Origin of the sequence: Lacinutrix sp. C3R15 (assembly GCF_018860825.1) — a bacterium.
Taxonomy (GTDB): domain Bacteria; phylum Bacteroidota; class Bacteroidia; order Flavobacteriales; family Flavobacteriaceae; genus Oceanihabitans.
In genome coordinates this window covers 242,918-257,984 of sequence record NZ_JAHKPZ010000004.1, presented here as the reverse complement: position 1 = coordinate 257,984, position 15,067 = coordinate 242,918, and the positions used below count along the sequence as shown (strand labels likewise).

Annotated in this window: 4 protein-coding genes; all 4 read right to left on the bottom strand. The window is 34.6% G+C overall.

Features of this window, described 5'->3' with window-relative positions; all coding sequences use genetic code 11:
* Positions 1-65: 65 nt before the first annotated feature.
* Positions 66-3,935: a T9SS type B sorting domain-containing protein gene (locus tag KO494_RS01120; RefSeq protein WP_252730210.1), complete on the bottom strand. Its 3,870-nt coding sequence runs from the start codon at positions 3,933-3,935 to the stop codon at positions 66-68.
* Between the two features lie 80 nt (positions 3,936-4,015).
* Entirely contained in the window at positions 4,016-5,899 is a 1,884-nt protein-coding gene (locus KO494_RS01115) for an OmpA family protein (protein ID WP_215965740.1), read from the bottom strand.
* An 18-nt stretch (positions 5,900-5,917) separates the two neighbouring features.
* Positions 5,918-6,853, bottom strand: coding sequence for a type IX secretion system membrane protein PorP/SprF (locus tag KO494_RS01110; protein ID WP_215965739.1), 936 nt, complete (start codon positions 6,851-6,853; stop codon positions 5,918-5,920).
* A gap of 22 nt (positions 6,854-6,875) precedes the next feature.
* Positions 6,876-14,945, bottom strand: coding sequence for a choice-of-anchor J domain-containing protein (locus KO494_RS01105; protein ID WP_215965738.1), 8,070 nt, complete (start codon positions 14,943-14,945; stop codon positions 6,876-6,878).
* Between the last annotated feature and the right edge of the window lie 122 nt (positions 14,946-15,067).

The following is a 15,067-nucleotide window of genomic DNA, read 5'->3' as shown; positions in this document are numbered from 1 at the left end:
TAATAAATTTTTTTTTCACATAAAAAACCCTGTACAGTTTTGTACAGGGTTTTTTATTTTAACCTTTATCTTTTTAAAGTAAAGTGTGATCTAAATTCTTTTATATCTCCATCTTCTTCATAGTTTAATACAAACCAGTAATCACTTGTTGGCAATGGCTCCCCTTTAAAAGTTCCATCCCAACCAGGAGAGTTTGACTGTAACTGTGTTAAAACCTTACCATATCTATCAAAAATAGTAACTTTAGTATTTGGTAAACCACTAACAGCAAAAACATTCCAAGTATCATTATACCCATCATTATTAGGGGTAAACATTTTTGGGTAATCAATTACAAGAATATCTTCAATAGTAATAAAACCACAAGATGGTGTTCCTGTCTTTCTATCATACACATAAATAGTATGCTCACCAGTACTAACATTAGTAAAAACACCTCCATTATCTAGAATAGGACCATCATCTAATTGATACCAATATTCTCCATACCCATCTACAGTTACGTTTATAGAAGGGTTAGGTGCAAAGGATTCTGATTGCGTTACACTTACTAAAACCGCTTGTCCTGATTGTATCACTTCAAAAGCTTCACTTATATCTGAAGTGCAATTAGCTGTTGGTAAAATTTCTTCTATAGAAAGCGTGTAAAGCCCAGGAGCATTCGTATTAATTGTATACGTGCTTTGGTTGGCTCCAGGAATTACAACGCCATTTAAATACCAAGTATAAGTATAATTGGTATTTTGTAAATCACTTTGTAGCGTAATTGCATTTTGAACCTCATTCGTTAGAAAATCCACACAAAGCGTATTCCCGTCTACAGAAGAAATAACAGGTATTAAAATAGGGTTTACAGTAATTGTCATGGTTTCTGTAACACTACACTGTCCAGCATCTGGCGTAAAGGTATAGGTTGTTGTGGTGGTATTATCTAATGCAGGACTCCAACTTCCTGTTACACCATTATTAGAAGTAGTTGGTAATGGCGCGAGGGATTCACCACTACAAATTTCTCCTACTTGTGTAAATACAGGAGTAACCGTTGGATTTACAGTAATTGTCATGGTTTCAGAAACCGCACATTGCCCTACATCTGGAGTAAAGGTATATGTCGTGGTGTTTGTATTATCTAAAGCAGGACTCCAACTTCCTGTAATATTATTGTTTGATGTGGTTGGTAATGCTGCTAAAGTATCACCATTACAAATTGCCGCTACCTGTGTAAAGGTTGGTGTAATATTTTGATTTACACTTATCGTCATGCTAGCAGTAGCTGCACATTGTCCAGGATCTGGCATAAATGTATACGTTGTTGTTGCTGTATTATCTAATGCAGGACTCCAAGTTCCTGTGATACCATTGTTTGACGTCGTAGGTAATGCTGCTAAGGTATCTCCTTCACATATTGCAGCTACTTGAGTAAACGTTGGTAACACACTTGGGTTTACTGTAATGGTCATGGTTTCTGTAACACCACACTGTCCTACGTCTGGTGTAAAAGTATAAGTTGTAGTGGTTGTATTATCTATAGCAGGACTCCAAGTTCCTGTAACACCATTATTTGATGTAGTTGGTAAGGCTGCTAAAGTTTCACCACTACAGATTGGTGCTACTTGAGTAAATACAGGAGTAACCGTTGGGTTTACGGTAATGGTCATAGTTTCTGAAACCGCACATTGTCCTACATCTGGAGTAAAGGTATACGTTGTTGTTGCAGTGTTGTCTATAGCAGGACTCCAAGTTCCTGTAACACCATTATTTGATGTAGTTGGTAAGACTGCTAAAGTTTCACCACTACAGATTGGTGCTACCTGAGTAAATACAGGGGTAACCGTTGGGTTTACAGTAATGGTCATACTTGTATTTGCTGCACATTGCCCTGCATCTGACGTAAACGTATACGTTGTGGTTGCTGTATTATCTAATGCAGGACTCCAAGTTCCTGTGATACCATTATTTGATGTAGTTGGTAAGGCTGTTAAGGTTTCACCACTACAGATCGGTGCTACTTGCGTAAACGTTGGTAATACACTTGGGTTTACTGTAATAGTCATGGTTTCTGTAACACCACACTGTCCTGCGTCTGGTGTAAAAGTATAAGTAGTAGTGGTTGTATTATCTATAGCTGGACTCCAAGTTCCTGTAACACCATTATTTGATGTAGTTGGTAAGGCTGTTAAGGTTTCACCACTACAGATTGGTGCTACTTGAGTAAATACAGGAGTAACCGTTGGGTTTACCGTAATGGTCATAGTTTCTGAAACCGCACATTGCCCTACATCTGGTGTAAATGTGTAGATTGTAGTTGCAGTATTATCTATAGCTGGACTCCAAGTTCCTGTAACACCATTATTTGATGTAATTGGTAAGGCTGCTAAAGTTTCACCACTACAAATGGCAGCTACTTGTGTAAATATTGGTGTAATATTAGAACTTACAGTAACAGTCATGGTTTCTGTAACCGCACATTGTCCTGCATCTGGCGTAAAGGTATACGTTGTTGTTGCTGTATTATCTATAGCAGGACTCCAAGTTCCTGTGATACCATTATTTGAAGTTGTAGGCAATGCTGCTAAGGCATCTCCACTACAAATGGCTGGTACCTGAGTAAATGTCGGAGTCAGGTTTGGGTTAACCGTAATAGTCATGGTTTCTGATGTAGCACATTGTCCTGCATCAGGAGTAAAGGTATAGGTAGTAGTGGTTGTATTATCTATAGCTGGACTCCAGGTTCCTGTTACACTATTATTAGATGTAGTTGGCAATGCTGCTAAGGCATCTCCACTACAAATGGCAGCTACTTGCGTAAATGTTGGTGTAAGATTAGGGTTTACCGTTACAGTAGTACTATCTACTAGTATTTGCGAACAAATTATAGTTCCAGACCCATCAACAACTTGGCCATTTTCTAGAGTTATGGTTGTATTAACGGTAAGTGTTTGCGTTAAAGTTGCTACTCCTGCATTATCTAAAACAATTTGTTGTGTAGTACCACTATTTATGTTGTAATTTACCACTGCATTTGGTGTTCCTGAAAAATTAAATGTCACATTTTCACCTTCACAGATATCTGTATCGGAAACAGAAACCGTAGCATCTGGTATTTCTGAAACAACTAAATTAAATTCAACCAAGCTATAACAATCTGTAACACTTGATAAAACTTTAGCATAAATTAGTTGCGGATTAGAACTGTTTACATAAATACCTGGTAAAGGACTAACACCATCTGTAGCATCAGCTAAATTTTCGTAATACTGAACGGTTTCATTTGCTAAATCATTACTAATACTACTACTTAAACCATTTAAATTGAAGATAGACACATCTGGAGTACCACTACAAGCAATAACATCATCAATAGAATTTGCTGCTGGAGGTGTAGGAAAAGCCCCTGTGCCAGCCATAGCTGTTCCTGTCCATTCTATTTCAAAACCACCATCTCCATGAGGTCTGTCAATTACTAAATAATACGTTTGCCCAGGAAGCACAGATAGCCAATACACATAACCATTTCCACTAGCTCCAGGACCAGTTTGAGTTAAAGTTGTACTACCATTTATTCCTGTGTGATTATTTGAAAGACCCGCTGCATCAGGGTTTGTTGTAGCGCAACGAATAGGGCTTCCTAAATTTGAGCATAGCCTATCTGGACCATATACCCAAAAATCATAATCGACCAAAATATCTGGATCATCAGGAATTAAATTAAAACCTAGAGTTCCTGCTTGAACGATATTCACTTCTAACCATAACGAATTATGTTCAGAACCACCACAACCAGAAACTTCTTGTGTGTTTCCAATACCACTTGCATTAGATGAAAAATTTCCATTACCACAAACAGTTATAGCATTTACACAATCATTTGGTTCCTGTGCATGAACTTGAGCAACCAAGAGAACTAAAAACCCAAAAATTAAAAACTTTTTCATTGCCATCTTTTCTTCATTATTAGCTAAAAATTAACTTGCAAAAAATTAGATAATGCTTAACTTTCACCACTAACAATCAACTATTTTTTTACTATCAAAAACTCTGAGCGTCTATTTTGAGCATCTTCTGCATCTGTACAGTTAGACTTACAATCTATTTTAGGCTCACTACTTCCTAAACCTATTGCAGATAACCTGTTTTTACTAATTCCTTTAGAAATTACATATTGCATCGTTGCTTGGGCTCTTCTTTCAGATAGCTTTAAATTATAAGAAGCGCTACCTTTGGTATCTGTATGTGAACGAACTAAGATTTCCATTTCTGGATATGCTTTCATAATAGTTACTAGTTTATCTAATTCACTAGCACCTTGATATGTTATGTTACTTTTATTAAACTCAAAGTAAATATTATTAAGCTTCACTTCTTTGTCTGTAATCATTTCCTCTATGGCATCTTTAACAATAGGTTTTAATGAAGCACTAACCTCAACTTCATCTTTATCTTCTCGATTTATAGGAATGGATAGGTTTTGGTAACCTTCTTTTTCTACATGAATAGTATAATTAGATTCACAGATTACTTGAAAGCTTGTTTTTCCTTCTTTAGTTGTTTGCGTTGCAATTATATTATTTTTAGCATCTAAAATGGAAACATTTGCTTGAGCTATAAGTTGCTTTGTTTTTGCATCTTGCACCAAAGTTATTACTTGATATTGACAGATAGGAATTGCTAAATAAATATTATCTACTCCTGATCTATTAGATGAAAAGAATCCTGATTTTTTTTCGGTATTAATACTAAAAGAAAAATCATCACTTTTAGTATTAATCCCCTTTCCCAAGTTTATAGCCTCTTCTTTTTTATTAAGATCTACTTTAAAAATATCAAATCCTCCAAACCCTTTCTTTCCTCTTGAAGAAAAATAAAGAATATTATTATCACTAATAAAAGGAAAACCTTCCTTGTCTGCTGTATTTACTAGAGGTCCTAAATTTTCTGGCGTACCAAAAACACCATTATTTATAGTTACTTTCCAAATATCTGTATTCCCTAAACCTCCAGGCATATTAGATGCAAAGTATAACGTTTTTCCATCTTTGCTTAAGCTTGGATGGCTTACAGAATAGTCTTTGCTGTTAAATGGTAAAGCTTCAATATTTTTCCATTTCCCATCTACTAAAGTTGCTTTATACAAGCCTTGTTGTGATAGTTTAATTTGTTTTTTATCTATTTTTTTATAAACACCTTCACTATGTCCATCTCTAGAAAAAATCATTGTTTTTCCGTCTTCACTTAAGGTAATTGGACCATCGTGATAAGGTGTATTTAAACTATTAACAGCTTCAGGGTCTGTAAATGTACCATCTTCATTTCTATTCGTTTTATAGATATCTAAATATGGATTATTTGTCCAATTATCTTCTTTTTTGCCATTATCTCTTGTACTAACAAAGTATAGAATATTGTCATTAGATAAAATAGCTCCAAAATCACTTTGCTCTTCATCATTAATTGTTGTGCTTTCTACATCAAAAAATTTAGATTCATCTGCAAGTTTTGGTATATAATTAGGGTTTATTAAATGCTCTTTTGCTCTTAAATCTTCTGGTAACATTTTAGAAAACACATTCATTTGTTTGTTTGCCTCTTCGTAATTTCCTTGAGATTTTAAAACTTGGGCATAACGATAATAGGTTTCTGCATCTTGTTTTTTATCTATGGCTTTTGCATACCATGTAGCGGCTTCAGAGATATTAAAAACATTATAATAGCTATCTGCTAATTGTTTGTAAACATAGCTATCTGCTTTTTTAGCTTTTACAATTTTAAGATACGCTTCAATGGCGTCTACATATTGATAAGTATTATAAAGTTCGTCTGCTTGTACTGAATATTTGTTTTGACTGTAACTTGTTGTTATAAGTAAACAGAAGCAAAAAAGACTAAGAATATTTTTCATTTTTAACTGTTTTTTTTATTAGAAAAATCTAGGTGAAATAGATACTTTTTTAGGGAAATTTAAATCGAATAACAGCATTATTTCATGTGAACCCGAAGTGACAACATCTAATTCTGAGGTGGTATAATCATAAGCGTAACCTATTCGTAATTCTGGAGTTATTGCAAAATTCACCATTGCTCCTATAGCATCTTCTAAACGATAAGTTGCACCTAGTTCTAATTTATCAAAAAATAACACATTAGCAGAAACATCTAAAGAGGTTGGTGCATCAAATGCAGATTTTAACAAGAAAGATGGTTTAAATTTAGTGTTTTCTGATAGATTAAAAACATAACCAGCAGAAAGAAAGTAATGCATAACATCTGAACCATATTGATATTCTTGGCCATTGTTTGTAACATCAAGATAGGTGTTTTTTAACATGTTTGGCACTGCTAAAGACACATAATAATGATCTGTATAGTAAAATACTCCTGCTCCTAAATTTAAATGTGTATTGTTGGTATCTTGCCCAAACGCTTCATCATTTGCATCTGGAACATAACCATTACCTACTTGGCTAAACAATCCTATTTTTTGAAAAGTTGCTCCTCCCTTTAAACCAAATGCTAATTTATGAGATTGATTTAAATTAAGGGTATATGAAAAATCTGCATATATATTATTTTCTTCAACAGGACCAATTTGATCTGAAACAACAGACAAACCTAAACCTACGTTTTTTCCAACAGGACTATGCACAGAAAAGGTTGCTGTTTTTGGAGCATCTTCTATACCAACCCATTGTGAACGATATAATAACCCTAATGCTACTCCTTCTTTAGATCCTGCATATGCTGGATTTACAACATTCATATTATACATGTACTGTGTGTACTGAGGGTCTTGTTGTGCTTTTGCACTTATAAAAACCACAAGTACAAAGACTATTGTTAAATATATTTTTTTCATTTGTATATTAAATTATTTACAATTAGTGTGCTCTATTAATGTAAACCCAACCAGTTATAGAGCTTCCATCTTCTTTTTGAATTTTATAGAAATAAGTACCATCTGGTAATTCTTTTCCTTTATTTGATTTCCCGTTCCATTGGTTAGAGTAGTTTCCGCTGAAACTGTATACTTCTTTTCCGTATCTATTAAATATGATCATATTTGTAACTCCGAAACCTGTTAAGTCAAAGCTGTCATTTTTACCATTTCCATCTGGCGAAATTCCTCTAGGTATATTTCTACAAGCAAAACGATCTGTTGTAAATGAAGCAGTTGTTTGACAGTTACCAAAACCAATATTTACTGTAAATTGAGTTGGTATTGTTAGGTTTGGGTTTTGATCTGCATATGCAGTTACATTAAATAGTTCTGAATTTTCACCAACCACATTTCCGTTGGCATCCATCCAGGTGTAGGTTACCTCATCTGGGTTATACGAACTATTAATTGGAGACACAGTTAACCAATATTCTTCGTTGTTACATGCACCATCAATAGAAGCTTCTATAGCATCTAGAATGGTAATATTAAACGTGCTTATACTTGCTTCTGTACATGTTGCTGAATCTTCTACAACTTCATAGTTAATAGTATAATTTCCTATAGCACTTGAAGAAACATTTACTTCTCCTGTTGTAGAATTAATTGTTAAGCCTGTTTCTGCACTAAAAGTTCCTCCAGTTGTAAAACCTGCTGCTAATTCAGGAAGCACATTAGTACTTGTTGCACAATACACATCATCTGAGTAAGTAAAAGAGGTAATTGGCGTTGTCTTTTCTATTATTTCTATAGTAACTGTGAAACTTACAGATGCTAAACATGCGGTTATATCGCCATCAAAAGTATATACAACATCATGCATTCCTGAGGTTGCTCCTGATAGATCTAATGCACCAGTAATAGCATCTACAGATAATGTTGTAGAGCTAAAGGTTCCTCCAAGTGCAAAATCTGTTGCTAAATTTGGTATTAGCGTAGTAGCATTTAATTCGCAAAAAGAAGTTGCTCCATAATCAAATAGTGCCACTGCAGGAATTGCTTGTGTAAAAGTTATTGTAGCTGTATAATTTCCTGAAAGTATACACATATCTGTATCGCCTGCAAAAGTATATGTTACGTTATGTGTTCCTGCAGTTGCTGAAGTAATATCAATTGCTCCAGTTGCTGAATCTACGGTTAAGGTAGCAGAACTAAAGGTACCTCCTAATACAAAGTTGTTATTTAATAATGGCATAACATTATCTGCAACTAGCTCACAAGTATCTGTATAGCTAAAGGATAATTCTGGTGTAATTATTTCTTGAATAGAAATTGCAAACGTACTTAAATTACCTTCGGTACATGTAGTAATATCTTCATCTACTTGATAGCTTACTGTATAATCTCCTACAGTACTTGTAGAAAAAGTAATTTCTCCTGTAGCAGCGTCTATTGATAAACCATCTTCTGCACTAAAGATTCCTCCTGTTGTAAAACCTGTTGCTAATTCTGGTAAAACAGCAGCATTATTTGAACAGTATGAATTTTCGGTATATGTGAAATTTGCAATTGTTGGTGTAGCTTCTGTAATTTCTATACTAAGTGTAAAATCACCATCTTCTTCACAAGCTGTTTCATTTGCTAGGTATGTGTATGTAATATCGTGATTACCTATGGTTGCAGTAGATAAATCTAACGCACCAGTGGTTTCATCTACAGTTAATGTTGTAGAACTAAAGCTTCCTCCAGTTGTAAAACCACTTACTAAGTTAGGTGTAACTATTGTATTTTCTAGTTCACAGAAAGAAGTCTCTCCATAATCAAATGTAGTTATCGCAGGAACTGCTTCAGTAAAAGTAATCGTTGCGGTATAGACACCTGCACTTATACATGTTTCTTCATTTCCATTATACGTATACACAACATCATGTATTCCTTCTGTTGCAGAAGCAACATCTATTTCTCCAGTTGTTGCATCTACTGTTAAAGTAGGTGATGTAAACAAACCTCCAGTTTCAAAATCAGTACTTAAATCTGGTGTTGGATTATCTTGAGCAACAATACAGGTTGTTTCATAGCTAAATGAGATTTCTGGAGTAATAGCATCATTTACAGTTACTATTATTTCAACACGTGGACTTTCACATCCATTTGCATCTGCATTTGCTACATAGTATGACGTATCACCAACAACAGACGTATCTGGAATTGGAGCAGTACTAGTACCTGTTCCGCCAACAGCTTGCGTATACCACACTAAAGAATAACTACCTGTTGGCATTGCTGTTAATGGTAGCGCTGTAGTGTTTAAACAATATTCTAATGGCGTTTCAATAGTTGGAACATCTGAGATACCATTATAAGTAAAAGCAATACTATTTTCACAATAACGTGTTTGCCAAGTAAATGTATAAACACCAGGTTGTAAAAACCCTGAAATATTTGTGTTATTACTATTAGCATCGTCAATTATAACATTTCCAGGATTATTAGCATCTGGAATCCAGGTTCCTGTACCATTAGCCGCTACTGAAACAATTGGGTTTGTACAATCAACTACAGCTGATGGTGTTATTATTTCATTGTTAGGAGTAAAACTAACTGCATCAATAATATTACCAATATAACTATCACCACTCGCTTTAAAAACAAATCGAGTAGTATTTTGGTTTTCAGGAACTTGATACTCTCCCGTCACAAGTGTCCAAGCCTGAGCGATAGCCGCATTTTCATTAATCATGGTGTAAGGCCCACCAGGAGGACCAGCATATACTTGCATGATATTACCTTCAGACCTTCCTAGGTGTGCATAATTAAAATCAAAGAGAGTAGTTTCAGAAGTATCAAAATCACGGTAGTATCCTTTAACCTCTGGGTCATTAGCCATGTCTGCTAGTATTTGTACACATTGACTACCATCATAAGGTTCAAAACCAGGAGCTACTAATCCTTCCCAGATAAAAATAGCTCCATCATCCCATGACGTTAAGTTTGTACGCCAACCAGGAACCACTTGTATGGTTGCAATAGAAGTTATTCCACTTACATAACCTAAAACAGAGTCTTCAAAATCTCCATTAACAGTTTCAATTAAACATGAATCTGATGGCGTTCTTAAACATACGTTAAATATTCGGGTGCTAGATTCAGCGTTTTTTAATGATAGTCTTAATTTATAATTATCACCAACTACTAATTCTGAAGAATACATAGTAACCATTACTTTATCATAGGTACACGAAATTTCCTCAAGACTACCACCATTATCTTTATAAAGTGTCATGGTAATATCTGGGTAAGGTATGTCTCCACTAGATAAATAAAATTGACCTGTGAAACCATTTATCTCAATAATATGCACTAAGGATTCTGCGGTAAAGTCAAACCAAATATCTCCAGTATTTGAACCCTCACATGTCATGCTTTCGGAAGAAACCGTTGCTCCAATAAAAGAGACATTATTTACAGAAATATCACATGAATCATCAGAATTAATTGGAAGTGGTATTGCTGTTGAAACGTCATCATTTCTAACAAAACTAAATGGTCCTGACCAATAACTTTGGTCATCTGTACCACAAATAGCTCTTACAAAGTATTCATAAGTTACTGCATTAGGGTCATTAAAATCTGAAGCTGTTGGCGTGTATGAGTTTGTTGAAACTATTGTTCCTGACTGTGGTAAAGTTCCATTTTCATAAGGTTGAACAGCTACTTCCCATTGTGTTTCAGATCCTCCTGGAGTCCATGAGAATACCGATGTTTCACTAATAGTTAAGTCTGTTGGTTGTGGACATGAAATAGCTCCACAAATTGCAGTACCTTCATATACAACTCTTCTTAATGGGATACCTGTTGGACTAGAATAAACGGTAACACCTTCGTTATTTATAATATCAAACTGGTAATCATCATATTGAGATTGCGAACTCCCTAAAGTAGCAAAGTAAACAGAGAACTCTACTCCAGAACATAAAAAGATAGGAAACTCTTCTGCTACTTCCCCATTAAAAGGTAATGATTGTGTTACTTGATTGTTTTGAGTAATTTCCAGAGATGCTGAAATATCATAACCACTTGTAAGTACAAATGTATATTGACATAGATTTTCAAAACTACAAAGAGTTAATAATTCTATAGGACCTGACCATTCACTTTCAGAACCATCACAGATTGCTCTTACATAGACATCATATTCTGATGAAGCTGTAAGCCCTGTTAGAGTAAAAGGATTTGTTGTTGCACTGTATAAATAAGCAGGATCTGTATCTCCAACTGGAGCAGGAGAACCTGTTGGTTGTACTGAAATTTCCCAAGCAGTTTCAGATCCATTGGCATCCCAAGTAACTTGCGCTTGCGTATCTGTAATGTTATTAAAGGTTATATTTGTTGGTTCTGCACATGCAGGAACATCTTCAATATTTACATTGTCTATAAAGAGACCATATCCTCTATAACCACATGTACATGGTGGAAAATACGGAACATGAAAAGCGATATTAATATCTCCGCTAATTCCTGCTGGAAAGTTTATTATTTTTTCTCTGTATTCTTCATTATTAATTACCACAGGATCAGTGTCTGAATCATATAATTGTGTTGTAAATTGATCTAATCCTGTACCATTAGTTGAAAGAAGTACATCTAAATCTTCAATATAGAGGTCAGAATTCACTCTATAATAGAATCGTAAACGCTGATTTTCTGTAATAGTAATGGTAGGAGAAATCAACCAATCATCACTGTTACCATTAGTTGTAGTTAAAATAGCTGCTGCTTCGTCACCTTCATAAGGAAATGTTGCGCTGTTAAATTCCCAAAAATAGTAATCTCCATTATTATTAACGGTTTGCCAACAGCTTTCAGAGTCAGAATCTGTATTAAAAGTTTCTACAAATGGGCTTGTAAAAGAGGTACACAATGTTCTAAAAACCATAGGTCCTACCCATTCACTATCTCCAGTTTCACAATCAGACATTACATAAAACTCATAGTTAGTATCTGAAGTTAATCCTGTTGCGTTATAATCTGTGCTAGTAACAGCAATACCTGTAGTAGTAGGAATTCCTGAGCCTTCAGGTTGCACAACTATATTCCATGCTGTTTCTTGATATCCTGGAGACCATGATAAATCTGCTGTGGTTGCGGTTGTTGTATCTACAACTAAATCTGTTGGGTTAGGACAAGAAGGAGCATCATTAACGCGAACATTATCAATACTTAATGCAGACATAGTTCCGGAGAATTCAGGAGGTACTCTAAAGGCAAAATAAACCGTTCCAGAACCTTCTACTATAATAGTTTTTTCTTCATATGCACCATTAGTAATTATTTCTAATGGAGAAATTACTGAAAAACTACCAGGACTTGTGTTTGTGGTAGACATCAAAACTTCTAGTCCAAAACGTGTAGCTGTAGCAAATAAAGAAAAATCTGCTCTTACATCAAACGTTAATGCTTTTGGAGTACCATCTAAATTAATAGCTGGAGAGATTAAGTAATCATTGTAACTACTTGCAGGAGTAAATATAGATGGTTGTATATTAGCATAGGTATCATTAATAAACCAAGTTGTACTATCATTATTAGCATCTGTTATTTCCCAACAAAACTTTTTGGTATCATAATCATCATCATTAAAACTTTCATAAAATGGTGTATCATAAGAGGTACACAGCGTTGTAAAAGGTACAGGTCCAACCCATTCACTAAAATCATCTGTATCACAAACAGCTCTTACATAATATTCATATCTATGACCTGAATCTAAACCATTTACGATATAAGGAAAATTACTAGTTGTAATTACACCAGGTGTTGTTGGCACACCAGAATCTAGGTCTTGAATAGCAACTTCCCATTCTGTCTCCTCGTCTCCAACGGTCCAGAATAACCAAGCAGAACTGTCGGTAATTTGCAAAACAAAAGGGTTTAAAGGGTCTGGACAAGAAGGTTTATCTTCAATAGTAACATCATCAATAGAAACTCTTAATGCAGTCTCTGATGCATTAGGCTCTACAATCCATGCAATATTAACTTCACCTACAATGTCTTCAGGAAGATCAACAATTATTTCTTGAAAACTGTTATTGTTTATAGTAGTAGAAGGTAAAACAACCGTTGTAAAATCATCATAACCAACTCCTGTTGTAGACAATTTTACGGTATATGTAGAAGCTCCTTGAGTAGCTCTATGTTTGTAGCGAATACGCTTTGGTGTACCATCAAAATTTATACGTGGTGACGCATAAATATCATTATTTTCATTTTGCGTGTTTCCTGTTGCAAGTGTAGCATATCCACCAATAAAAGCCCAAGTGTAATTGTCATCATTAACGTTAATAGTTGTCCAACATGGTTCAGGACTGTCATTTGTTGCTGTACTAAAATCTGTAAAAAATGGTGTATCAAAAGTAGTACATTGGGTTGTAAATGTGTTTGGATTACTCCAATCACCTGGCACACCATTACATATAGATCGCGCATAAAAATCATACGTGGTTGCTGTTGTTAACCCGTTAATAGTATTTCCAAGGTTAGTATTAGTAGCTATTCCAGAACCTGTAGGTTCTCCAGAACCTGTAGGAACAACAACATACTCCCAAGAGTCTGAAAATCCTCCAATATTATCCCAAGAATAGCTAACACTGTTTTGTGTTAAATTATTATAAACAAAATCTGCTGGAGCAGCACATGTTGGTCCTGAAATTTCTAATTCAAAGCAGATTCCTGCTCCTGTTCCGTACGGAGAGGACACCACTATAACGTATGTTTCTCCAGCTTCTACAAATAAGTTATCTATTGAACCTGGTTCAAATCCATTTATTATATTTAATCCTGCAATACAATTAACTCCAACAGATGCACAACTATCATAAACAAAAAGACTACTCTGTGCATTATAACAATTATTCGTTTCGTCTCCATTATCAAATGTAGTATGTGTTATTGTTATTAACCCATCTTGCGTTGGTGTATAGGTTAAGAACACCTTATCTCCATTTAAATAGTTATAAAGACCATTACCTTGTATACAGTTTGCCCCTTCAGTAGTATATACTTCATCTGGATTTACCCAATTGGCTAAATTATCTGCTAACACATAAGGTGTTGTAGAAACATCTGGAACTACAATAGGCGCATCACAAGACAAACCATATTTTAAAGTTTCAAAGGTATAAGGTCCTGTAAAAGCACTTTGTGTATCGTTACCACAAATTGCAGACAAATAAACATCAAATTCTGTTTGATTATCTAGATTTAATAGAGAGTAACTAGTTCCTGTAACAGGAATACCACTATCTGCAGGAACACCACCTGTAGGTACTATTTGAATTTCAAAGTTAGTTGCTGTTGGGTGAGACCATGTAACAAGCGCAGAATCTACTGTAATATCTTCAATAACTACAGTATCATCTTCAACCTCAATACAACCTTCTAAAATAGAAACTTCATCAACAAACCATTCATCTCCAGTTGCATTTGCACCATCTTGAGTGTTTACTGCAACAAAGGCAATGTATACATTTAATCCTGAAGGAATAGATGTAGGTATTTCTACAATTTTTTTCTCATATTCTGTTTGTAAACCTACATTTAGAGTAGTTTCTGTATAAGACTGTAAAACAATATTAAAACCGTTAATATCTGGTTGGGCTGCAGTTGAAATACGAATTTGATATTCTGCGCCATTATCTATTTCGCTTGTTTGTTTTGTGTAAAATTGTATTTCACCATTTTCTGGCACAGCTATTTGTGGTGTTACTAAAAAATATTGGGCCATATTTTGATCACCAATATTATCTGCACTAGGGTTTATTGAAACACCTTGAGTACCACTATACCCATCTAGTGTTGTACTCCATTCAGAGGTTCCAACGCCATTACCAAAAAGCGTCCATGTACCTGGAATACCAGTATCAAAAGATTCACTTAATTGAGCAAAACCTTTTCCAGAAATTAATAAAAATAAGGCTAGCGTAAAAGCAAAAATAAAACCTCTATTTTCACTCATCTTTCTAGAAGAAAAGAAGGATTTAGTTGCTACGGTTTTTTGTAACTTGTTTCTCATGTCAAACAATTTCAGTTAGTAATTTAAACTTAAATGTATGTATATAATTACTATATATATAGTTTAAGTCTTTGGTTTTTACCGAAATTTAAAAGACAAAAAACAAAATTAATCTACTGACA